Raw genomic sequence first — 24,272 nt, 5'->3', positions numbered from 1 at the left:
CTTCTGTTGCGTTGATCGGGTTGGCTTTTACTGTGACCAATCAGCATACGATATATTCAATGGTTGGCATGATTTGGGACGTTATATACCGCCCATTATGGTGCGCTGTTCGATATTTTGTTTTTCCTTAAAATCGACGGTTTTACGGCGATAAATAGAAAACCAAAAATGTGAGTCAGTTCAAACTATGATTTGGCTAGGTTATCACTCACTTAATGGCCAGTAATTGCAATCAATACTTGCAGTTAAAGCCCTGAACAAGTAACGTTGCGGCGTTTTTCACATTAAAAAGGTAATGGCATTGATCTCCACAGCAAATATCACCCAACAATTCGGCGCTAAGCCACTTTTCGAAAATATTTCAGTTAAGTTCGGCGAAGGCAACCGCTACGGTTTAATCGGCGCGAATGGCTGTGGTAAATCGACGTTCATGAAGATCCTATCTGGTGAACTTGAGCCAAGTGCTGGTAACGTAAGCTACGATCCAAACGAGCGCGTTGCTAAGCTAAACCAAGACCAGTTTGCTTACGAAGAATTCACGGTAATCGACACGGTTATCATGGGTCACAAAGAGCTTTGGGCTATTAAGCAAGAGCGTGACCGCATTTACTCTTTGCCAGAAATGAGCGAAGAAGACGGCATGAAAGTGGCTGACCTTGAAGTTCAGTTCGCTGAAATGGACGGTTACATGGCAGAAGCTAAAGCTGGTGAGCTTCTTCTAGCGGTAGGTATTGAAGAATCAATGCACTTCGGTCTGATGAGCGAAGTAGCACCGGGTTGGAAACTTCGTGTTCTATTGTCTCAAGTACTGTTTGCAGACCCGCATATCATGCTTCTTGACGAACCAACGAACAACCTGGACATGGACACCATCAAGTGGTTGGAAGACACGCTAAACCAACGTAACTGCACAATGATCATCATTTCGCACGACCGTCACTTCCTAAACTCTGTTTGTACACACATGGCTGACCTTGATTACGGCGAACTTCGTCTATTCCCAGGTAACTACGATGAGTACATGACGGCTGCGACTCAAGCTCGTGAGCGTCTACTGTCTGACAACGCTAAGAAGAAAGCACAAATTGCTGAACTTCAAACGTTCGTATCTCGTTTCTCTGCTAACGCATCTAAAGCGAAGCAAGCAACGTCACGTGCTAAGCAGATCGATAAGATCCAACTAGACGAAGTTAAAGCGTCTAGCCGTCAAAACCCATTCATCCGTTTCGAACAGTCTAAAGAGCTATTCCGTAACGCACTTGTGGTTGAAAACCTATCTCAAGGTTTTGAAGAAGACCTATACAACAAGTTCGACGGTATTTTCGAAGTAGGTGAGCGTGTTGCTATCATCGGTGAGAACGGTGTGGGTAAAACAACACTACTTAACACACTAGCTGGCGCTCTTGAGCCTCGCACAGGTGAGTACAAGTGGTCTGAAAACTCAAACATCGGTTACTACGCTCAAGATCACGCACACGATTTCGAGACAGACATGAACTTGTTTGATTGGATGAGCCAATGGCGCCAAGAAGGCGAAGACGAGCAAGTTGTTCGTGGCTTCCTAGGTCGTATGCTATTTGGTCAAGACGACATTAAGAAATCTGTAAAGGTTATCTCTGGTGGTGAGCAAGGTCGTATGCTTCTTGGTAAGATCATGATGCATAAACCAAACATCCTGCTAATGGATGAGCCAACAAACCACATGGATATGGAATCTATCGAAGCGCTTAACTTGGCTCTTGAGAACTACAAAGGCACATTGTTCTTCGTATCTCACGACCGTGTATTCGTAGACTCGCTTGCAACTCGTATCCTTGAAATCAAAGATGGCAAGATCAACGATTTCCGCGGTACTTACGCTGAGTTCTTGAAAGCACGCGGCTAAGCTTTAAGTTAGCCTTAGTTTTCAACTCTATGCGTTGGAAATTAAGCTATAAATTGAAAATTAAAAACGCCGTCATACTAAAAAGCATGACGGCGTTTTTGTATCTAGCTAAGTTTCTATGTATTTATCCTTGATGGGTCACTAACTATTTACATCAGAACTTTACAATTAGAAGCGGTTAGTGAATCACCAATCAAACCTACGCTTTTTTCCGACTGCTGATTATTCACCTTTCACATCAAAGTCAATCTTGTCTGCACCCGTGAACACTTGGAAGCGTAAACCTTTAGCGCGAGCAATCGTAGTGATGCCGAACTTCTGCGCTAAATCTAAGCCCATTTGTGTAACGCCAGAGCGTGACAGTAGAACAGGGATTCCCATCTGCGCAACCTTAATCACCATCTCAGACGTTAAACGGCCTGTGGTGTAGAAGATCTTATCTTCACCTGTCTCTTTGTTAAGCCACATCTCACCAGCCAATGTATCAACGGCATTGTGTCGGCCAACATCTTCAACAAACGATAGAACCTTGTCGTCTTTGCAAACAGCACAGCCATGAACCGCACCCGCTTTCTTGTAGGTGTCGTTATAATGAGTCAGCGCTTCTAGAGCCGTATAGATTTCAGATTGCTTAATCTTGGTTTGAGGCACTTGGTAATCTTCCAATTGCTTCATCACGTTGCCATACATGGTACCTTGGCCACAGCCAGAGGTAACTGTCTTCTTCTTAAGCGCTTGCTCAAGTTGGCTCGTATCTTCTTTGGTGATAACCGCTGCTGAGCTGGTTTCCCAGTCGATGATGATTGATTCAACGGCTTCTGGATCAGAAAGGAAGCTTTGGTTTTTCAAATAACCCAAGACTAATGCTTCCGGGCGTGAACCCAATGTCATTAGAGTTACGATCTCTTTCCAGTTCAACATAACGGTAAGAGGGCGCTCGCACGCAATTTGTTTCGTTAGCTTTTCGCCATATTCATCAAACACTTCAACTTCGATGGTCTGAAGTGGGTTTTCACTGGTTTTTATTATGTTTGGTTTTACCACAGTCACGTCCTACTTAATGAGATAGCGATTATAAGGGATAAGAAGTTAGGCAAGAGTCATCATACGACTCTTTAGAATACATGCGTTCTCTGTCACTTAGTCAGTCTTAGCTTTAACTCAAGCATTTAGCAATTCTCATTCCAAAATAGCGGCTATTCGAGAAAACATGAAGCATTCGATTAAAATAGCGCAAAATATGAGAGTTCACCGAGACTAACTGTCTCAAACCAGCGCGATCGACTAACGTTATAGGGGTAACTTTACGACAAACGCACTAAAGACGGAGCAGGACTTAAAATGTATTGGCGTGTTTATTGCTTTGTAGAGGGTATATGATTATGCGAAGTACAAAATGTCCTACGTACGATCAGAATAAAGAAAATCAATTGGGTGCAGTATGTCTGAGATAAAAGAATTCCAAGAACACTACGAAAAAACAGAATCAGCTTGGCCAATAGGTGTCCAAAGAATAGAGAAAGAGATCAAAACTGGCATTTGGGTAACAACTCAATGGGAACTCATCGGTTTTGAATTATCACCTGAACATGAAACCCCAGACGTATGTTTGCTTCAGTTACACAAAGACGAACGTACCGACTACCGCTTCAATCTAAGCTCTCAGCAACCTAAGCTTTTCTTAGTGATGGATAATGTCGATTCAGGCGTTAAGCCCGTCATTCAGTTACTTACAGCATCACAAACCGTTGCAGGGCAATACATGGACGGTGACAACCAAGTCCTTTCATACGACATTCCGTTACCTGTACAAGCTTGGATGGAAGCGTTCATCGGTCGTCATGGTGAGTTATTAGAAGCAAGACGTAAGAAACGTAAAGGCGCGGGTCGATCAAATGGCAACTAACTTTTTTAGCCGTTGGTCTCAACGAAAGCTTGATGAATCAACCGACCAACCTATAGAAGCGCAACAAACGCTTGAGGAAACTGAGCTTACTTCCGCAAAGACTTCGTTTGCTGCTTCATCTATAGACGCAGAAACATCGGAGTCACTAGAACGTGGAACTTTGGAAAAAGAGTCTCCAGAACACGCTGTCGATTCTCAAACTATTGACTCTCAGGAGATAGCATCAGAAACGACTGAAGACTTGTCTGTTGCTCAATTATTGGTGTCAGAAGCTTCAGAAAGCGTAAAAAAAGCGGCATTGCGTAAATTATTCCTCTCAGAAGAGTTCAACGTTCGTGATGGTTTAGATGATTACGACGACGATTACAGTAATTTAAAGTCTCTTTCTGAAGGGGTTGCGGAAACCTTGCGTGATTGGGTTAAAGACAAAACGGAAGAAGAAACTGCGCCAGAAGAAGAGCAAATCATTGATAATAAAGACGAAGGTGAAGTTTTAGAAAATTCTGAAAGCGATATTGAGGTATCTGATAATGAACTTGAAACGTCAGAAATTGACGAAATAACAGAACAAGAAAATAAACTGTATAAAAATACAGTATCAGATGTTGACGCTACAATGTCAGACGAAGCTGACCTGAAAAAGATGGGACAAAATATACCACACAAAGAATAGGTACATTTTGACTAAACACTCAATGAGCCGCTTGCGACAAAATGTCTCAAGCGGTTTTTTTATACGCACAATAAACGTTATATAGGATTAAATCACTGAAATATAATGTATATTAAATTGGCATGGCATTTGCAAAATAACGTTCATTATCAACTTTTTTGTAGATAGACGAGTTCACGGTCTGACGAACGACACACTGGCTAAAGGGTTAGTTGTTAACGGATTACTCAGCAAGTTCTCTCTCGCTTACTACAATAAAGGTTGAACAGATTATCCATGTCCAAAGATGGAACTGAGCAATGCTTAAACAATTATTAGAACAAGCAAATTCAAATAACGCTAAAGCAAGACTGTATGCATTTGAAAATACAGTTGAGTTAACAAATCTGATTCCACCTACTGTTAGCTACGAAAGCGGCGGTAATACACTTGTTATTGGTCCAACTGCGATCATTGAAAGTGCTGCGGCTCAATTACCTCAGTTAACAAGCCTAACACTGCTTTCGACAGATGGTGTGAAGGCAACGAATACTGAGTCAGAGCTTTACTACGCAAATGCTGTTCAGGTTTCAGGGTTCCTTGGTACGTTCGAAGTTCTAATCGAAAACAAAGGCCGAACCAATAACCTTGCAAAAGTAGCAATCAATCATGACTGTTTTGATGTGGTTTTGGACTTATGTCTGAATAGCTGCATGACTGAAGAAGTGCCTGTTCCTGGTTATTACCCAGTAGGTCGTGGTTATCCAAAACTGGCTGAAGCGTTAGAAGAAATTCCTACGTTAATGGGCACGTTTGATAAGCCTAAGTTCTTCCGTTTGGACACAGACCTATGTGCACACAGTTCTCGTGGTGTTAAAGGTTGTGAGCGTTGTGTTGATGCTTGTCCTGCTGGTGCACTTTCAAGTGAAGGCTCAGATAAGACGGGTCATAAGATCGAGATTAACCCTTACCTATGTCAAGGCGTGGGTACGTGTGCAACGAGCTGTCCGACAGAAGCTATCTCTTACGCATTACCTAACCCTGACGATACTCAAAAATTCATTGAACGTACGCTAGCTAACTACGAGCAAGCGGGTGGTCTGGATCCAATCGTACTTATCTGTAGCTCACGTCATGAGACTTACAACGTGATGGCTCTTAAAGCGCTACCAGATAACGTGATTCCAATTGTCGTAGAAGAACTGCCATCTATTGGTATCGATACTTGGTTTGCAGCTTTAGTTAATGGCGCAACTCAGGTTCTGTTTGCCGCATCTCGCTTTATGCCAGAAACGATCATTCGAGTTCTGAATAACGAAGTAGGGATCGCACAAGAACTGCTAGACCAAATCGGTATTCCAAAAGAAACCATCGATATTCTGTACTTAGAATCTCTACGTGAAGGTCCTCCAACACTTTGTGTGGATTCATTCGACCTTGCACTTGGCGATCTTCAAGGCAACAAGCGCCAACGTCTATTTACAGCACTTGATGCGATGTCTTCAGCTCGTATTCCTGTTGAAAATATTGTTGAGCTTCCGTCAAACGCACCTTACGGCAACGTTTCGTGTGAAAGCAAAGATTGTACTTTGTGTATGAGTTGTGTGGCTGTGTGTCCGACACGTGCGCTTCATACCGACGGCGCGTCTCCATCACTTAAGTTTGTAGAACAAGACTGTATTCAATGTGGCTTGTGTGAAAAAGCATGTCCTGAAAATGTTCTGACTCTAACGCCTCGCATGAATTGGGTTAAAGAAGAGCGTCAGAAGGCTGTTGTAATTCATGAAGAGAAAGCAGCGGAATGTATTCGTTGTCATAAGCCATTCGCACCTCAGTCTATGATTGACATGTTACAGAACAAGTTACGCGGTCACTCTCACTTTTCAGATGAAGCAGCGATTAATCGTATTGCTATGTGTGAAGACTGCCGTGTGGTGGATATGTTCGATTCAATGGCTCAAGACCCATTGAAACAATTGAAATACTAGGAGTTAGCCTTGGAAACGAATTTGGATCAGGCACAAGAACAGACACTAAGAACTGAGATCTATTTGGTTCTATCCGCACTGTTTCGCAGCGCACCTTCTGAAGAGGTGATCGACTTTCTAAAAACACTCGATATTGAAGCGTCTGAAAGCGCAATGCAAAAGGCTTGGATTGCCATTCAACAAGCGGCAACAGAATCAAACCGTGAAGCTCTTGAAGACGAATATCAAGATTTGTTCATCGGTATTGGGCGTGGAGAAGTCGTTCCATTTGGTTCTTGGCATCGCACTGGCGCCATGATGGAAAAACCATTGGCAGAGATTCGTCATGACTTAGAGCTTTTAGGCATTGAGCGTGACGATCAAGTGAAAGAGCCGGAAGATCATATCGCAGCACTGTGTGAAGTGATGGCGATGCTAACGGCTGAAGAAGAAGCACTGCAACAGGCGGTATTCAATAAGCACCTTGGCCCTTGGTTTAACTCTTTCACGCGTCAGCTTGAAGGGGCAGAAAGCGCGAACTTCTACAAATCGGCCGCTCAACTATGTGAAGCATTCTTAACGTTAGAACAAGTGCGTTTTAGCGTGAATACAAAAAGCAGTAAGCACAAATTAAAGATTGATGTGAAAAACGTCACTGATTACGAGTAATCGAGCAGTACGCGATTATATCGATAGAGGGGCATTAAGCCTCCAAAAAAAGATCTACCGTAAGGTAAGGAAGCAATGATGAAAGATAATAAAGATATAAATACAAGCCGTAGGGATCTACTCAAAGGCTTGACGACTGCAGCCGTTGCTGGTGCCGTTGTCGCTGGTACAACTAAAGTGGCAACCGCTTCAGAAACTGTTGAAATTTCGAAAGAAGACGTGAAGAAGACAGGGTATCGTGAGACGCAACACATTCGCGATTACTACGACACACTTTAGGAGATAACGGATGAAACTTGTCAAACGCTCCGATAGTGTGAGCAAAGAAACCAATCAGCTAGGTGTGTCTCGACGTGCCTTCATGAAAAACACTTCATTAGCTGCTGGTGGCGCAGTGGTAGGCGCAAGTCTATTTGCACCAGGTATGATGAAGAAAGCACAGGCTAAATCAGTCGATCCAGAAGCGAAAACAGAAGTGAAACGTACTATCTGTTCTCACTGTTCTGTGGGTTGTGGTATCTACGCTGAAGTTCAAAATGGCGTATGGACAGGTCAAGAGCCTGCATTCGATCACCCATTCAACGCTGGTGGACACTGTGCGAAAGGTGCAGCACTTCGTGAGCACGGCCACGGTGAACGTCGTCTTAAGTACCCAATGAAATTGGAAGGCGGTAAGTGGAAGAAGCTTTCTTGGGAACAAGCGATTGAAGAGATCGGTAACAAAGCGCTAGAACTTCGTAAAGAGTCTGGCCCTGATTCAGTTTACTTCCTAGGTAGTGCGAAACACAGTAACGAGCAAGCTTATGCATTCCGTAAGATGGCTTCGCTTTGGGGCACCAACAACGTTGACCACCAAGCACGTATTTGTCACTCAACCACAGTAGCCGGAGTTGCGAACACTTGGGGTTACGGTGCAATGACAAACTCGTTCAATGACATGCACAACTGTAAATCGATGCTGTTCATTGGTTCAAACCCAGCAGAAGCTCACCCAGTAGCGATGCAACACATCTTGATCGCGAAAGAGAAGAACAACTGTAAGATCGTTGTTGCGGATCCTCGTCGTACGCGTACTGCTGCGAAATCAGATCACTACGTTTCTCTTCGTCCAGGTTCTGACGTTGCGTTTATCTGGGGTGTGTTATGGCACGTCTTTGCAAACCAATGGGAAGACAAAGAGTTCATTAAACAACGTGTATTCGGCATGGACGAGATCCGTGAAGAAGTCGCGAAGTGGAACCCAGCAGAAGTTGAACGCGTAACTGGTGTTAGTGAAAAAGACGTATACCACACCGCGAAACTACTTTCTGAAAACCGTCCGGGTTGTATCGTTTGGTGTATGGGTGGTACTCAGCACACGACTGGTAACAACAACACACGCGCTTACTGTGTACTTGAGCTTGCGCTAGGTAACATCGGTAAATCAGGCGGCGGTGCAAACATCTTCCGTGGTCACGATAACGTACAGGGCGCAACTGACCTTGGCGTACTGTCAGACACACTTCCAGGCTACTACGGCTTGTCTGAAGGTTCTTGGCGTCACTGGTCAAAAGTTTGGGATATCGACTTTGACTGGGTGAAAGGCCGTTTCGACGACAACGCATACGGCGGTCAAAAACCAATGAACAGTGCAGGTATTCCTGTATCTCGTTGGGTTGATGGCGTACTTGAAGACAAAGACAAGATTCGCCAACGCGAAAACATCCGTGCCATGTTCTACTGGGGTCACGCGGTGAACTCTCAAACTCGTGGTCCAGAGATGAAAAAAGCGATGCAGAAGCTGGATATGATGGTTATTGTTGACCCATACCCAACGGTTGCAGCGGTAATGAATGATCGTACCGACGGCGTTTACCTGCTACCAGCAACGACTCAGTTTGAAACCTACGGCAGTGTAACGGCGTCAAACCGTTCTCTACAGTGGCGTGACAAGGTTGTTGATCCTCTATTCGAATCTAAACCTGACCACGAAATCATGTACCTGCTTTCTAAGAAGCTTGGTTTCTCTGATCAGCTGTTCAAAAACATCCGTGTTGAGAACAACCAACCACTGATTGAAGATATTACACGTGAATTCAACAAAGGTATGTGGACAATCGGCTACACAGGCCAAAGCCCTGAGCGTTTGAAAGAACACCAACAGAATTGGCACACATTCCACAAAACGTCTCTAGAAGCAGAAGGGGGTCCAGCAAATGGCGAGACTTACGGTCTACCTTGGCCATGTTGGGGCACACCAGAGATGAAACATCCGGGTACACACATCCTTTACGATACGTCTAAGACGGTTGCTGAAGGTGGTGGTAACTTCCGTACTCGTTTTGGTGTTGAGTTTGAAGGTCAAAGCCTACTGGCAGAAGACAGCTACTCGAAAGGCTGTGAGATCAAAGACGGCTACCCAGAGTTCAGTGACAAACTACTGAAACAACTGGGTTGGTGGGATGATCTAACTGCAGAAGAGAAAGCGGCTGCTGAAGGCAAAAACTGGAAGACTGACGTTTCAGGTGGTATCCAACGTGTGGCAATTAAACACGGCTGTATCCCATTTGGTAATGCGAAAGCACGTGCGATTGTTTGGACATTCCCAGACAGAGTGCCACTACACCGTGAGCCACTTTACACACCACGTCGAGATCTAGTTGCTGACTACCCAACGTGGGATGACAAGGAAGCAATCTTCCGTGTTCCTACGCTTTACAAATCCATTCAAGACCAAGATAAGTCTGGTGAATACCCGATTATTCTTACGTCTGGTCGTTTGGTTGAGTACGAAGGTGGTGGTGAAGAGACACGTTCTAATCCTTGGCTAGCAGAGCTACAACAAGAGATGTTTGTTGAAGTGAACCCTAAAGATGCAAACGACATTGGCTTTAAAGATGGCGATGATGTTTGGGTTGAGGGTGCAGAGAAAGGCCGTATCAAGGTGAAAGCGATGGTTACACGTCGTGTGAAACCGGGTCTGGCATTCATCCCATTCCACTTCGGTGGTAAGTTCCAAGGCGAAGATTTGCGTTCTAAATACCCAGAAGGCACTGATCCTTACGTTATTGGCGAAGCAGCCAATACAGCAACCACATACGGTTACGACCCTGTCACGTTGATGCAGGAAACGAAAGTAACCCTTTGTAATATTCGTAAAGCGTAAGGAGTCTTAAAATGGCTAGAATGAAATTTCTTTGTGACACCAAACGTTGTATCGAATGTAACGGTTGTGTCACTGCATGTAAGAATGAAAATGATGATGCTCTGGAATGGGGTATTCAACGTCGCCGCGTTGTCACACTGAACGACGGTGAGCCGGGTGAAAACTCTATCTCTGTAGCATGTATGCACTGTACTGATGCGCCATGTATGGCAGTTTGTCCTGCAGACTGTTTTGAACATACAGAAGACGGCATCGTACTTCACAATAAAGATCTATGTATCGGTTGTGGTTACTGCTTGTTTGCTTGTCCGTTTGGCGCACCTCAATTCCCTAAACAGGAAGCATTTGGTGAGCGCGGTAAGATGGACAAATGTACCTTCTGTGCTGGCGGCCCTGAAACAGAGCCAGGTTCTGTGGAAGAGCGTCAAAAATACGGTGCGAACCGTATTGCTGAAGGCAAACTGCCAATGTGTGCTTCGCTTTGTTCAACTAAGGCACTGCTAGCGGGTGACGCAGAGAAAGTTTCTGATGTTTTCCGTCAGCGTGTTGTTGAACGTGGTGCGAAAGGTGCAGGTTGGACAGACGGCAACGACCTTTCTTACGATGCGACTAAGAGCTAAGTAGGAGAGACATATGCTTACAATGTTTAAGCGTCTCTTCCTTGTAGTGCTGCCAATGTTGGCAGCACTAACAATGCTTTCTCCTATGAGTCATGCATCTGAGACGAACTCATCACAAACTCAATCGAGCTCTGCTCAACGAGAAATCACACAACTTGCTGGCGCCGATTTTTGGCGACAAGTGAGAAACGGTGAGGAAGGTTACACCACATCTCAATCAGCTGAGCATGGTGTGTTGATCAGTACTCCAGGTCAAACGTGGTACATATTGAAAGAGAAGTGGATGTCACCAGCCGGTGCCGTCGCTATCTTTGGCAGTATTGCTTTCGTGACTTTGATGTACGTTGTGATTGGCCCGCTAATGCTAAGCGCGCCAAGAACAGGCCGTAAGATCAAACGTTGGTCTCGACTAGACCGTGCATTGCACTGGAGTATGGCGTTTACCTTCTTAACACTGGCGTTCAGTGGTTTGATGTTGGTTTACGGTAAGCACTTCTTGAAGCCGTACATTCCAACAGACCTTTGGGGCTTCATCGTTCTATTGGCGAAGCAATACCACAACTACATCGGCCCGATTTTCTATGTGCTGTTGATGGCTGTTCTCATCAAGTGGTGGCGCAAGTCTATTTTCAAGATGGTCGATGTACAGTGGTTCATGAAACTGGGCGGTATGGTTGGGAAACATAAAGGTTCTCATCCATCTGCAGAGTTTTCGAACGCGGGTGAAAAAGCGCTGTTCTGGCTATTGATTGTAATGGGTAGTGTGGCTGCGATCAGTGGCTTGGTTTTAGACTTCCCAATCTTCGGTCAAACGCGTCGTGATATGGAGCTTTCAAACCTAGTCCACATGTTGGCTGCTTTGATCCTTATCTGTGGCTTTGTGTTCCACATCTACATCGGCTTGTTCGGTATGGAAGGGGCACTAGAAGGCATGGTAACAGGCGAAGTTGATGAGACTTGGGCTAAAGAGCACCATGATCTTTGGTACAAAGAAGTGATGGAACAAGAGAAAAACGGCGTTGAACAAAGCGCTAACGCAGCAACAGAGAAAACGGAAGGGGTGAATAAGAATGAACAAACCTCATAAAGGTATTTGGGTCGCTTACATACTAAGCTGCTTTACGCCATTTACTTGTCTTATCTCTGGTGTGATTGCGATTATCTACGCGGGTTATCGTTTAGACAAAGGCGAAGATGGTGAAGTAGTGGATACTCATTACTACGGCTTGATTCGCTCGTTCTTCTTGAACCTGACGTTCTTTGTTGTGCTTATCGTGACGGTTGCGACCTCTAATGGGGTGTTGATTGGTGTGAACGATTACTGGTATCAAAACCACATTATCGATGACATCGCTTACTACATCCCGTATGTAGGCATGTTGTTTGGTGGTGTTGCGATTGTGGTTTGGTTTATTCGTATGTATCAAGGTATGCAGCGTTTAAGTCAAAACCTACCGCAAAACCCGACAACAGGTCCAAACTTGTAGTCGAGTATCGGCTCACTAGATAGCGAATTATCTAGCACAATAGTCCTTTTGAAAGCCCAATGATTTCGGTCATTGGGCTTTTTGTTTCTAATCAGCAACGAAACTTAATGAAGCATAGTATTGACCGCTTCAATATGGTGCAACTCCCTTAATTGGTGCAATTCTTGTTTCCATTTTCACGCTCATTAAGAACCAAGAAAGTGCACCGATAAATTTATTATCAATTAATCAGTAAGTTAAAAGCAAAAACTGTTGCACGAAAATTACACCACACACTTGGAACGCATCTTGCGTTCACTGTTGAGTCTTTAATTAATTACAACATTGAATCGCACGATATCAGTGCAAATCAGATAAAGCGAAGGAGAATGCTTTAATGAGTGAAACGGTGACTCAAGTTCATAGTGCAGTACAAACCCTTACCCAAAGTTCAGATACTTTATTCCTATTACTCGGCGCCATCATGGTTTTCTTGATGCACGCTGGCTTTGCATTTCTAGAAGTCGGTACCGTTCGAAAGAAGAACCAAGTCAACGCGCTGGTTAAGATCCTTTCCGACTTTGGTGTCTCCGCCATTGCTTACTTCTTTATCGGTTACTGGGTTGCGTACGGTGCACACTTTTTTGCAGACGCAGAAACACTTTCGCAAGGCAACGGATATGAACTGGTTAAGTTCTTCTTCCTAATGACATTCGCAGCGGCAATTCCTGCGATTGTTTCTGGTGGTATCGCAGAGCGTGCTCGTTTCTATCCAATTTTGATTGCGACACTGTTTACGGTTGGTTTCATCTATCCATTTTTTGAAGGCATCATTTGGAACGGCAACTTTGGATTCCAAGATTGGCTAGAAGGTCAGTTTGGTTACGTGTTCCATGACTTCGCAGGCTCGGTAGTGGTTCACGGCGTAGGTGGTTGGATTGCTTTGGTCGCAGTTTACTTCTTAGGGATGCGTAAAGGTCGAATCCGTGCAGGCAAACACACCAACTTCGCACCATCGAATATCCCATTCTTAGCACTAGGCTCTTGGATCTTATGTGTGGGTTGGTTTGGCTTTAACGTGATGTCAGCTCAAGCGATCAATGGCATCAGCGGTCTCGTGGCAATGAACTCTCTCATGGCCATGGTTGGCGGTATTCTTGCGGCTCTAATTGCAGGTAAAAATGACCCGGGCTTCATCCACAATGGTCCTTTGGCTGGTCTCGTCGCTATCTGTGCGGGCTCAGATTTGATGCACCCACTTGGCGCTTTGGTGACGGGCGGTGTGGCAGGTGCGCTGTTTGTTTACCTATTTACTTATATGCAAAACAAAACACAGATCGATGATGTACTGGGTGTATGGCCTCTACACGGCGTATGTGGTGCCTGGGGTGGCGTTGCTGCTGGTATCTTCGGCCAACAAGCTTTCTGGGGTCTAGGCGGCGTGAGCTTTGCTTCTCAGTTGATTGGTACAGTCGCAGGTGTTGTTGTTGCTTTCGTCGGCGCGTTAATCGTATACGGTGTGTTGAGCAAACTAACAGGCCTACGCTTAAGTGAAGAAGATGAATTCAACGGTGCGGATCTTTCTATCCATAAGATCTCTTCTATCAACGAAGACTAACGTTGTTCACTTGGTGGGGTAAAGCACATCAAGTAGACAACTGTTGAACAGAACTAAGCGGCTTCGGTCGCTTTTTTGTTTCTATGGATAGCAAAACAGAGAATTTGAGTAACAACAACCACAACTATCAAGCGAGTTATGTCACAAATAGCCAATGAATTCAGTTGCCTAAGACTATGGTCTAATCCCCAAAACTATTGTTGGAATTTGAACAGTGCTAAGCTGTTACAAAGTGACATATCTAAAAGGACGTTATATGCATTTCCCATATCGAAATATCGTAATTCTTACTGGCGCTGGCATCTCTGCAGAGTCGGGGATACAAACATTCCGAGCACAAGACGGGCTATGGGAAAACCACAAAATCGAAGATGTAGCGACGCCTGAAGGGTTCGCAAAAGATCCTGACTTGGTACAAGCCTTCTATAACAAGCGTCGTCACGGCCTGCAAAGTGAGAGCATTCAGCCCAATTCAGCCCACAAGGCGCTAGGAGAGCTCGAAGACAAGCTTGATGGCAAAGTTACCATCATTACTCAAAACATCGACAATTTGCACGAGAGAGGCGGTAGCAACAACATTATTCACATGCATGGTGAACTTTTAAAAGCGCGTTGCAGTGAATCCAATCAAGTTGTAGAGCACAAAGGCGATATTGAAACGGGTGAACTTTGTCATTGCTGCCAAATCCCTGCACAAATGCGTCCACATATTGTTTGGTTTGGCGAAATGCCACTAAGAATGGGCGACATTTATTCCGCACTGGAAGAAGCGGATCTGTTTATCTCTATCGGAACTTCAGGTGTTGTTTATCCAGCGGCAGGCTTTGTTCACGATGCGAAAATGCATGGTGCACATACTATCGAGATAAACCTCGAACCAAGTGCGGTTGAAAGTGAATTTGAAGAGAAGCGCTACGGCAAGGCGAGTATCGAGGTGCCTAAACTGGTTGGCGAGTTATTATGTACAGAGAAAGGTTCTTTAACGGCCTAAGCCTTGTCTTTAATAACACACATCAGTTTCTGAATCTGAAAAAATAAAGCGGCTTACGCCGCTTTTTTTACTTAACTTCTTAACTAACAATAACTTAGTTGTTTACTTTAAGTTTTTGGAAGTACTCGTCATAAATAACGCTCGCTTCACCAACTTCATCTTGCCACACACCGTTATCCATCACTGATTGTGGTGGGAAAACGTTCTTGTCTTCAGCAAATTCTTTAGGAAGAAGAGGGTAAGCGGTTTTAACTGGTGTCGGGTAACCGATCTCTAGAGCAATTTTCGCAGCGTTCTCTGGGCGAAGAAGGAAGTCGATCATCTTATGAGCCGCTTCAGTGTTCTTAGCGCCTGCTGGAATTGCTAGGCTGTCCATCCAGAAGATAGCGCCTTTTTCTGGCCAGATAATGTCAATCGTTGCGCCTTCTTGGCGTGCCATGTAAGCAGAACCATTCCAAAGCATACCAAGAGACACTTCACCTGCTAGGTAAGGGTTCGCTGGGAAATCTGAGTTAAATACCAATACGTTTGGCATTAGCTTACGAAGTTCTTCGTAGGCTTCTTTGATTTCTTCAGGGTTAGTCGTGTTTGGAGAGTAGCCCAGTTTAGATAGAGCGATATGGAAAACCTCACGAGAGTCATCCATCATCATCAGTTGACCTTCCCACTGCGTATCCCACAGATCGCCCCAGTTTTTAACTGAAGACTTGTCTAGCATGTCTGAGTTGATACCAATACCCGTCGCACCCCAGATGTATGGGATTGAGTAGTTGTTATTTGGGTCAAATGGCTTATCTAAGTAATTTGGATCCAAATCTGCAAAGTGGCTTAGCTTGGTTTTATCAAGCTCTTGAAGCATGCCTTCTTTACGCATCTTAGAAACGAAGTAAGTAGAAGGAACCACTAAGTCGTAACCCGTACCTTGAGTTTTTAACTTAGCGTACATGCTTTCGTTAGACTCATAAGTTGAGTAGTAGACTTTAATGCCCGTCTCTTCTGTGAAGTCTTCTAGTACTTCATTTGGAATATATTCAGACCAGTTGTAAAAATACAGTTCTTGGTCAGCTGCGAAAGAGGGTGTAGAAAGTAAAGTAGCAGCACACAATGCGCCGGTATACAGTGTTTTTTTCATTACTGTTCCGTTCATTTGTTTGATTTGGAGCTGGGTAGTGAACCCAAGGTAAAGGATTTCGAAAAATCGCGCTATATTATAGCAGCGATATAATAAAATAGGCAGCCTAAGCTGCCTATTCATTGATATTCTTATTTTTAACTTATTGATTATCTACGTTGACCTGTTAAGTAAACTGGTTACTTAGCCACAGTTAGATAATAAGCTAAATTACTGACCTGCTTTAAGTTTCATGAAGTAATCTTCGTACTTCACTGTCTTATCGCCAACCGCAGCTTGCCATTCAACACGATCAAGGTCTTCTTGCGATGGGAATAGCGCAGGGCTATCTTTGAACTTCTCGTTAGACGCTTTAACGGCCGTTAGGTAGCCTGTGTCACGAGAAATTTGCTCAGCAATTTCAGGGCGAAGTAGGAAATCAATCATCTTATGAGCTGCTTCTACGTTTACCGCACCAGAGCTAATCGCAAAGTTATCAACCCAACCGATACCGCCTTCTTTAGGGAAAACCAGTTTGATTGGTAGACCTTCGTTTTGCGCTGCAGCAGCAGAACCGTTCCACAGCATACCAAGACCCACTTCACCAGACATGTAAGGCGCGCCTGGGTTGTCTGAGTTAAATACTAGAACGTTTGGCATAAGCTTTTGTAGCTCAGCGTACGCTTCGTCGATCTCTTTTTCGTTGGTTGTGTTACCAGAGTAACCTAACTTACGCAGTGCGATGTGGAACACTTCACGAGTGTCGTCCATCATCATCAGTTGACCTTCAAGCTCTGGCTTCCATAGATCAGCCCAGCTTTGGAAATCTTCTGGATCGTACATGTCAGTGTTAACAGCAAGACCTGTGATCGCAACTACGTGTGGAATAGAGTAGTCGTTGCTTGGGTCGTACGGCTTATCTAGATAGTTAGTATCTAGATTCTTGAAGTTGTTCAGCTTAGTTTTGTCGATCTTTTGTAGCATACCTTCGTCACGCATCTTAGATACGAAGTAAGTCGACGGCACAACTAGGTCATAGCCTTTGTTGTGTGTTTTTAGCTTTGCGTACAGGGTTTCGTTCGACTCGTAAGTCGAGTAGATCACCTTGATACCAGTTTCATCAGTGAACTGTTCTAGAATCTCACTGTTGATGTAAGGTCCCCAATTCATGAATACCAATTCTTTGTTATCTTTTGCAAATGATGGTGCAGATAACATTGAAAGCGCACATGCACTACCAGCTAATAGAGTAGCCCATTTTTTCATTGACGTTAGCTCCAAACTAAACGTTGCCCGAAGGCAGTAGATAGAAAAACAGAATGGCAATTTACCATTCTGTTTATGATTAACACTTTATTGAACTTGAAGTCTCTTAACTTCTTAATCAAGCCAGTCTCTGTATAGAGTAGGAGACTTACTTGATTTTTTCTCTCGCTAATAACTGAGAAATGATCACCAGTATTAACGACACCACTAACATCACTGTTGCTAGGGCGTTTACCTCAGGAGAGATACCCACTTTAACCATTGAGTAAATCTTCAGTGGTAAGATTTCATACGTTGGGCCGGTTACGAAAGAGCTAATGATCACATCGTCCAAAGACAGAGTGAAGCTCAATAACCAACCCGCAGCAACCGCTGGCTTAGCAAGAGGTAGAATGATCTGTTTTAGAATCGTCCATTCACTTGCACCTAAGTCTTTTGCGGCTTCTAGCATCTTCACATCAAAACCATTCAAGCGACTGTAAACCGTTACCACAACGAACGGTAGACAGAAGGTAATGTGAGCAGCAAGTAGGGTAAAGAACCCAAGTTGCACACCCATTACCAAGAATAGCGCAAGAAGCGAAATCGCCATTACAATATCCGGAGACATCATTACGATGAACAGCATGCCATTTACGATGCCTTTACCTTTGAATTGGTAACGGAATAGGGCTACTGCTGTAAGGCTCCCGACAATCGTTGCGGCTGTTGCAGAGAACACCGCTACGTTGATCGAGTGCCACGCAGCCTGCATTAGGCTGTCGTTGTTAATAAGCGCGTCATACCATTTAGTGGTGAAGCCACCCCACTTCATACCAAACTTATTGGCATTAAACGAGTTAGCGATCAATACGATAATAGGTAGGTATAAAAAGGCGTATACCAGCGCCATAAAGCTGAACTTAACTGTGCGCCCCATTAGTCTAGCTCCACTTTCTTGTTCAATAGCTTACCTGCTCGGTAGTAGGCATACAGCATCACAGCCATTGCCATAGTCAGTGCGATACTCGTCGCTGCACCAAACGGCCAGTCTCGAGCGTTGAGCACTTGGCTCTTAATCACGTTACCAATCAATAGGTTCTTAGCTCCGCCTAATAAGTCAGAGATGTAGAACATACCTAACGCTGGCAGTAGTACTAATAAACAGCCGCCAATAATGCCCGGCATTGTTAGTGGTAGTACAACTTTCAATAGCGTTTGCAGTTTGTTCGCACCTAAATCTTTAGCCGCTTCTAAGTACGTATCGTCCAGTTTTTCAATCGCTGAATACAGCGGCAGAATCATAAACGGAAGTAGGATGTACACTAAACCGATCATTACTGCGGTTTCTGAGTACATGATACGTAGCGGTTTATCAATGATATCTAGCGCTAACAAACTTTTGTTCAAGACACCTTGCGTACCCAGTACAATCTTCAATCCATAAGTACGAATCAAAGAGTTAGTCCAAAATGGGACAATCACTAGGAACAACATGATTGGACGCCACTTCGCAGGCATTTTTGCCACGATGTAAGCGAACGGGTAACCAATAATTAAACAAAGTAGGGTTGCGACAATTGCCATATAGAAAGAGTGCATCAACACTTTAAAATACAGCGGGTCAGCCAAACGCACGTAGTTATCGAGGGTGAAGGTCATCTCGATCAAGTTCGCTTCATCACGAGTTAAGAAGCTAGTACCGATGATCATGATGTTTGGAATCATCACGAACAGCACTAACCAACCTGTGATTAAAGCAACAATTGCGTTTTGTAAATTAAACTTCTTGCTCATCTTCTAATACCACTTCCCAGCTCTCAACCCAAGTTACTGCAACTTTTTGGCCCAGTGAGTGATCAACATCAGGGTCATCTTCGTTGAAGAATTCGCTAACCATGACACGCATACCAGATTCAAGTTCTACAACTGAATCTAATGTCATGCCTTTATAGGTTCGCTCGACAATGTGGCCAACAATACCGCGTTGCTCAGACTCTTTGATTTCTTCGATACGAAGATCTTCAGGGCGAAGCAATACTTGCAGTTTTTGACCCGGTGTGACGTCTTTATCGTGATAGATAATGGACTCTTCACCTTCGATTGTCGCAACAATGCGTTTTTCATCTTGACGAGATTTCGCTGTCGCTTCGAATACGTTAATTTCACCAATGAAACGCGCTACAAATAGGTTCTTAGGCTCTTCGTAGATCTCTCTTGGCGTTCCGTCTTGTTCAATCACGCCATCACGCATAACAATAATACGGTCAGACATAGACAGCGCTTCTTCTTGGTCATGCGTTACAAAAATGAACGTAATACCAAGTTGGCGTTGTAATTGTTTCAGCTCAATTTGCATCTGTTTACGTAGTTTGTAATCCAGAGCAGATAGAGATTCATCCAACAAAAGAACTTTAGGCTTATTAACGACAGCACGAGCGATTGCGATACGTTGCTGTTGGCCACCAGATAGCTGGTGTGGCTTTCGTTGTGCCATTTGTTCTAGACGCACCATTTTCAAAGCATCCATTACACGAGGTTCAATCTCGCTGTTTGGAACTTTCTGCATGCGTAAGCCAAATGCCACATTGTCGAAAACGGTCATATGCGGGAATAGGGCATAGCTTTGGAATACAGTGTTTACATGCCTTTGTTCAGCAGGAACTTGGGTTACGTTTTGTTCAGCTAATAGTATTTGACCACTATCTGCCGTTTCAAAACCCGCAATCATTCTTAGCACGGTTGTTTTACCACAACCTGATGGGCCTAAAATCGTGAGAAACTCACCATGATTTACGTTTAAATCCAGATTGCCGATGACTTCCTTACCATCGAAACTTTTACTGATGCCAGTTAGCTGTACTACTGGCTTTCCTACTGATTTTTTAGCGTTCAACGTCTGTTTTTCTCCACCTTGGTTCTATTTGAGACCTGTTGCTATACACCTTTAAGGCGCGCATCATAATCACCAAAAACGTGAATTCAAAGCATTTTTTACCTTTCGAAGATAAAAAATTTCGCAGGTAAAAGTAAACATCCTTTACCATACTGTTATTTACTGGGTTTACACCCTAACAAGTGTCTAATTATTAACCATTAAGACGCAAAAGCAAGCCTTGTTACAGATTCATATTTTAGTTTGTATCCGACATATGAGTATAATGAAGGTAATTTTTTATCAATAAGTTAGGTGGCTTCGCTTAATCGGCACACCTAGGTATCAATATGAACAACGACATCGAAAAAGATTTTAATTTGGGCGGTAGTATCAACCGTGCACTTTCTGGCGATTATGAGCTCAAAGCAACGGCTGTATTCCAAGAAGCTTGGAAACATACAATAAGTCACTTTCTTTCGTTTTCCCCAGCGATTATTGCTTTGATGTTTGTCCAGCTCGCTATCTTTTATATCGCACTAAAACTACAGCTTGGTGATCCTGCGGTTATCTTGGATGCGGTTATCGACCCAGAGTCGTTTACGCCACAAATCGTTGAATCGATTTTTATTGCGAACTTTAGCTATGAAGTGATCAGCGCGCCTATCTATGCCGGTATTTGTTTAATGGCAATGAGCCACGCAGCTGGCCTACAAACCAAAGTACGCCACATCGGTAAAGGTTTGCAGTTTACGGTTCCGGTGATTCTAGTGACTTTGTTTAGCCTAATGCTTCAAGGCATCGCAGGTATGATTCTGCCGTTCTTGTCTATCTACTTCTCACTGGCGTTCAGCCATTCAATTCTTCTGATTTGTGATAAGAAAGTGCCGCCAATGCAATCGCTGCTGCTTTCATTAAGAGCGGTAAACAAGAAGATATTTGTAGTCGCGTCTATTTACCTAATGGTTATGTTGATGTTCATCGTGGCTGCGATGATGTACGGCATTGGCTTAATCTTCGTTCTTCCGTTCTTCTTCCACGTGAAAGGTATTCTTTACCGTGAGATGTTTGGCATCAAGTTGAAACTGATTGCTTCAGTTCGTCCAAAGAGCGATGACGATAACAACGACAGCAATAACGACGACAATAACAAAAATCCACAGGTGTTCGATGCATAAAGACACACAGGCAGGCACAAGTAAATCACTTGCGCTTAAAGTGACCGCACTAGCTCTTGTTGGCTCTATTTCACTGATTGGTCCTTATATTTACCAAGAAGAAGAGCGTCGACGTACGACAGAACAGACCTCCAATTCAGCTGACCAGTTTGGTGACTTGACGGTTTCTTCGAGCACACCAAACTTTGCGGCCATCGAAGATGTGAATGAGAAAAAGGACACGTTCTTTTCGTTCCTACGTCCAAGCATCAATATTGAAAACAAGCGTATCACCAAAGAGCGCGCGTTTTTAACTAAGCTCTCTGAGTCTGGTTTAAGCAGTATTGATTCTGAAGACGCGTCTTATGCAAAAAGGTTAGGGAAGTTATACAGCTTGCCAGTGCCTAGTGAAGGTTTGGATCAGGCATGGCTGACAGAGATGCTTAACCGCGTGAATGTGCTGCCAGAGGCGCTTGTACTGACACAAGCTGCGAATGAGTCAGCTTGGGGAACGTCACGTTTCGCTACTAAAGCCAACAACTATTTCGGACACTGGTGTTACACCAAAGGTTGTGGCCTTGTTCCGCTACAACGTAACGAAGGTAGCTCGCATGAAGTCGCCACATTCTCTTCAAGCCAAGAATCCGTACATCGTTACTTCATGAACCTTAATCGTAATCGTGCTTACGCCGATCTAAGAGCGATTCGTGCAAAACTTGCTGCCCAAGGTGATGATCTTTTAACAACCTCAACGGCGACAGAGCTCACCAATGGCTTGTTAAAATATTCTGAGCGAGGTTCCGACTATGTGACTGATTTACAAGCTATGATCCGTCACAACGAGGTATACTGGAAAAAGTAACTCATTTTGATACCAACTTGGTTGCCTTCGATAGTCGGCTTATACCAAGTAATGCCACAAAAAGAGCAGCTCAATGGCTGCTCTTTTTATTTATAAACGCTCAACTTCGACAAGATTATAATAATGAAAAAGATAGCACTCGCTTTATTAGCCTCATTAAGCCTTGGGGTTTCTCTTCCTGCTTCAGCGCAAGAATACATGTTCACGTATTCTAAGCTTTATACTCAGCTGAAAAACAACACCAAAGAAGGGCATGATGATGTCAAAGTTGCGGTCTTCTTTGTTGATCAACAAGCTCAGCAAACCTGCCACATCAGCAAAGCTTGGATGGAAAAAGAAGAACATTACGAAGAGCTAAAAGTCTCTCCAGCCAATGAACTGCTTCTACCGGTAGATAAAAACCTACGCTCGGCGAATCCTCTTATCTTTGTACAAACACAAGAACAAGAGTGTGCGTACTCTTTGGTTGTGATGACTCAAGAGCCTTTAGCTGGCACGGTAGAAGTTGCACAAATAGAAAACCTATTGCCACAGATGCAGGCGATGCTTGAAGACGTCAGCGGCATGTTCTCTGGTTGGTTCACGCCAGATATCCAAGGGTTAACGCTGGAATTCGCTAATAAGCTGGAAGGTAACATCGAGCTTTCAAATGGTAAGCAACTACCAATCAAAGAAGGGCGAGCGAAATTCACCTTAGAAGAACTAAATGGAAGTGACAGCATCACGTTACCAGAACCAACAGTTCGCGTATTGCCGTACATTCCCGCGCAATAATTTTTAACGGAATCATTGTTAGTGAAGTAAAAGCTTAGCGAAATCATTCCCCTAAGTTTTTGCGACATATCTTAAAGCAGCCTCATCGAATAAGATCAGGCTGCTTTTCTTTATCTGCGATACCAACCGAGAGCATGTGAAGCCGCGTTTCTCCACCAGCTAGGGAGCTTATCGAACAATAAAAGCAGAATCTTTCTATTACTCAGCTTGTTTATCCTGCCGTTACTATTTCAACATTAAATAAAAATCCGTATAATCCACGCCCTAAAACAGTCCCACTAGCAATCTACAGTCGGTAATACGACGGTGTGAGAGTCGCAATGAACCAAAACGATAATAGAAAAGAAACACTTGAATTCAACAAACTTCAGAAACGTCTGAGAAGAAATGTTGGAAATGCCATCATCGACTACAACATGATCGAAGAGAATGACGTAGTAATGGCATGTATTAGTGGCGGTAAAGATTCATTTGCGATGCTAGACATTTTGCTACGTTTACGTGAAGCAGCACCGATCAAATTTGATGTTGTGGCAGTAAACCTAGATCAAAAACAACCTGGGTTCCCTGAACACATTCTTCCTGAGTACTTTGAAACGCTGAACATTCCTTACTACATCGTAGATAAAGACACGTATTCAGTGGTTAAAGAGAAAGTGCCAGAAGGCAAGACGACGTGTGGTCTATGTTCTCGTCTTCGTCGTGGTACTTTGTACTCATTCGCAGAGAAGATTGGCGCAACTAAGATCGCACTGGGTCACCACCTAGACGACATCGTTGAAACCATGTTCCTAAACATGTTCCACGGTGCGCGCCTAAAGGCTATGCCACCAAAGCTTCGTTCAGATGATGGTCGTAACGTTGTTATTCGTCCACTGACTTATTGTCGTGAAACGGACCTAATCAAATACGCTGAACACAAAGAGTTCCCAATCATTCCTTGTAACCTATGTGGCTCTCAAGAGAACCTACAGCGTCAGAACATTAAAGCGATGCTAATTGATTGGGATAAGAAAACGCCCGGTCGTGTTGAGAAGATCTTCAAATCAATCCAGAACGTAAGTCCAAGCCAACTGGCTGACCGCGAGCTGTTTGACTTCGTGAACCTTCCACTGGACCGTAGTGAAGACCGCAAAGCATACGAATTCGAAGAAGCTGAAATCTCATCATCTAACATTGATGAGTCAATGTTCATCGACGTAACGAATGTTTAACCATTAGATTGGATAAAGATGATGTTTGCCATTCTGTGTTTGGAATGGCGTTGCTCTAGATAATCGAGTAGGAGGAGGCCTCACGGCCTCCGTCCTCTCACACCACCGTACAAGC

22 protein-coding genes are annotated in these 24,272 nt (G+C 44.0%); 16 read left to right on the top strand and 6 right to left on the bottom strand.

What is annotated here, in order from left to right; genetic code table 11:
• Nucleotides 1-301: 301 nt before the first annotated feature.
• A complete protein-coding gene (locus AB6D58_RS15635; RefSeq protein WP_009846736.1) occupies nt 302-1,885 on the top strand; it encodes an ABC-F family ATPase in 1,584 nt (527 codons plus the stop codon).
• A gap of 222 nt (nt 1,886-2,107) precedes the next feature.
• Here the strand turns inward: AB6D58_RS15635 and AB6D58_RS15630 are convergent, their stop codons facing one another.
• Nucleotides 2,108-2,929, bottom strand: coding sequence for a formate dehydrogenase accessory sulfurtransferase FdhD (locus tag AB6D58_RS15630; protein ID WP_017068189.1), 822 nt, complete (start codon nt 2,927-2,929; stop codon nt 2,108-2,110).
• 397 nt (nt 2,930-3,326) lie between these two features.
• Here AB6D58_RS15630 and AB6D58_RS15625 point away from each other — a divergent pair, with 397 nt between their 5' ends.
• The 11 genes from AB6D58_RS15625 to cobB all read left to right on the top strand — a co-directional run bounded on the left by AB6D58_RS15625 (nt 3,327) and on the right by cobB (nt 14,919).
• On the top strand, nt 3,327-3,791 hold the full coding sequence (locus AB6D58_RS15625; protein ID WP_017063872.1) for a DUF3305 domain-containing protein: 465 nt from the start codon (nt 3,327-3,329) through the stop codon (nt 3,789-3,791).
• A complete protein-coding gene (locus AB6D58_RS15620) occupies nt 3,781-4,464 on the top strand; it encodes a DUF3306 domain-containing protein (protein WP_372157732.1) in 684 nt (227 codons plus the stop codon). Before AB6D58_RS15625 ends, AB6D58_RS15620 begins: the two co-directional genes overlap by 11 nt.
• 299 nt (nt 4,465-4,763) lie before the next feature.
• The gene (locus AB6D58_RS15615; protein ID WP_102320203.1) at nt 4,764-6,431 is read left to right on the top strand and encodes a 4Fe-4S dicluster domain-containing protein; all 1,668 of its coding nucleotides are present in this window, start codon (nt 4,764-4,766) and stop codon (nt 6,429-6,431) included.
• Between the two features lie 9 nt (nt 6,432-6,440).
• Nucleotides 6,441-7,079, top strand: a complete 639-nt coding sequence (locus AB6D58_RS15610) for a molecular chaperone (RefSeq protein ID WP_017059621.1) — start codon at nt 6,441-6,443, stop codon at nt 7,077-7,079.
• A gap of 78 nt (nt 7,080-7,157) precedes the next feature.
• On the top strand, nt 7,158-7,358 hold the full coding sequence (locus tag AB6D58_RS15605) for a twin-arginine translocation signal domain-containing protein (protein WP_008217926.1): 201 nt from the start codon (nt 7,158-7,160) through the stop codon (nt 7,356-7,358).
• Nucleotides 7,359-7,368: 10 nt separating this feature from the next.
• Complete coding sequence (locus tag AB6D58_RS15600) at nt 7,369-10,224, top strand: formate dehydrogenase subunit alpha (protein ID WP_136982675.1); 2,856 nt, start codon at nt 7,369-7,371, stop codon at nt 10,222-10,224.
• A gap of 11 nt (nt 10,225-10,235) precedes the next feature.
• A complete protein-coding gene (fdh3B, locus tag AB6D58_RS15595; RefSeq protein ID WP_004742271.1) occupies nt 10,236-10,844 on the top strand; it encodes a formate dehydrogenase FDH3 subunit beta in 609 nt (202 codons plus the stop codon).
• Between the two features lie 13 nt (nt 10,845-10,857).
• Entirely contained in the window at nt 10,858-11,931 is a 1,074-nt protein-coding gene (locus tag AB6D58_RS15590; RefSeq protein ID WP_017068194.1) for a formate dehydrogenase subunit gamma, read from the top strand.
• Nucleotides 11,915-12,331 (top strand): hypothetical protein, encoded by a 417-nt coding sequence (locus AB6D58_RS15585; RefSeq protein ID WP_017112083.1) that lies wholly within the window; start codon nt 11,915-11,917, stop codon nt 12,329-12,331. Before AB6D58_RS15590 ends, AB6D58_RS15585 begins: the two co-directional genes overlap by 17 nt.
• A 376-nt stretch (nt 12,332-12,707) precedes the next feature.
• Nucleotides 12,708-13,928 carry an ammonium transporter gene (locus tag AB6D58_RS15580; protein WP_136982676.1) on the top strand — a complete coding sequence of 407 codons (1,221 nt, stop codon included), beginning with the start codon at nt 12,708-12,710 and terminating at the stop codon, nt 13,926-13,928.
• A gap of 256 nt (nt 13,929-14,184) precedes the next feature.
• Complete coding sequence (cobB, locus tag AB6D58_RS15575) at nt 14,185-14,919, top strand: Sir2 family NAD+-dependent deacetylase (protein WP_017063867.1); 735 nt, start codon at nt 14,185-14,187, stop codon at nt 14,917-14,919.
• A gap of 94 nt (nt 14,920-15,013) precedes the next feature.
• On the opposite strand, the gene AB6D58_RS15570 is transcribed toward cobB, so the two are convergent.
• From AB6D58_RS15570 to potA, 5 genes are all read right to left on the bottom strand, one after another.
• Nucleotides 15,014-16,051 (bottom strand): extracellular solute-binding protein, encoded by a 1,038-nt coding sequence (locus tag AB6D58_RS15570; protein WP_017059627.1) that lies wholly within the window; start codon nt 16,049-16,051, stop codon nt 15,014-15,016.
• Nucleotides 16,052-16,261: 210 nt separating this feature from the next.
• Complete coding sequence (locus AB6D58_RS15565; protein WP_017059628.1) at nt 16,262-17,296, bottom strand: extracellular solute-binding protein; 1,035 nt, start codon at nt 17,294-17,296, stop codon at nt 16,262-16,264.
• Nucleotides 17,297-17,444: 148 nt separating this feature from the next.
• Nucleotides 17,445-18,215, bottom strand: coding sequence for a spermidine/putrescine ABC transporter permease PotC (gene potC, locus AB6D58_RS15560; protein ID WP_004733706.1), 771 nt, complete (start codon nt 18,213-18,215; stop codon nt 17,445-17,447).
• Nucleotides 18,215-19,072 carry a spermidine/putrescine ABC transporter permease PotB gene (gene potB, locus AB6D58_RS15555; RefSeq protein WP_017059630.1) on the bottom strand — a complete coding sequence of 286 codons (858 nt, stop codon included), beginning with the start codon at nt 19,070-19,072 and terminating at the stop codon, nt 18,215-18,217. Before potB ends, potC begins: the two co-directional genes overlap by 1 nt.
• Entirely contained in the window at nt 19,056-20,171 is a 1,116-nt protein-coding gene (gene potA / locus AB6D58_RS15550) for a spermidine/putrescine ABC transporter ATP-binding protein PotA (protein WP_017059631.1), read from the bottom strand. Before potA ends, potB begins: the two co-directional genes overlap by 17 nt.
• A gap of 329 nt (nt 20,172-20,500) precedes the next feature.
• Here potA and AB6D58_RS15545 point away from each other — a divergent pair, with 329 nt between their 5' ends.
• The 4 genes from AB6D58_RS15545 to ttcA all read left to right on the top strand — a co-directional run bounded on the left by AB6D58_RS15545 (nt 20,501) and on the right by ttcA (nt 24,157).
• Nucleotides 20,501-21,328 (top strand): hypothetical protein, encoded by an 828-nt coding sequence (locus AB6D58_RS15545; RefSeq protein ID WP_136982677.1) that lies wholly within the window; start codon nt 20,501-20,503, stop codon nt 21,326-21,328.
• Nucleotides 21,321-22,169 (top strand): glucosaminidase domain-containing protein, encoded by an 849-nt coding sequence (locus AB6D58_RS15540; protein WP_136982678.1) that lies wholly within the window; start codon nt 21,321-21,323, stop codon nt 22,167-22,169. Before AB6D58_RS15545 ends, AB6D58_RS15540 begins: the two co-directional genes overlap by 8 nt.
• A gap of 123 nt (nt 22,170-22,292) precedes the next feature.
• Nucleotides 22,293-22,943, top strand: coding sequence for a DUF2987 domain-containing protein (locus AB6D58_RS15535; protein WP_136982679.1), 651 nt, complete (start codon nt 22,293-22,295; stop codon nt 22,941-22,943).
• 320 nt (nt 22,944-23,263) lie between these two features.
• Nucleotides 23,264-24,157, top strand: a complete 894-nt coding sequence (gene ttcA, locus AB6D58_RS15530) for a tRNA 2-thiocytidine(32) synthetase TtcA (RefSeq protein ID WP_017059635.1) — start codon at nt 23,264-23,266, stop codon at nt 24,155-24,157.
• The last annotated feature ends 115 nt before the right edge of the window (nt 24,158-24,272 follow it).

Source organism: Vibrio sp. 10N.239.312.D08, assembly GCF_041466145.1.
Lineage (GTDB): Bacteria > Pseudomonadota > Gammaproteobacteria > Enterobacterales > Vibrionaceae > Vibrio > Vibrio crassostreae_C.
Note: the sequence above shows the minus strand (reverse complement) of the source record. Positions and strands in the feature narration are given on the sequence as shown.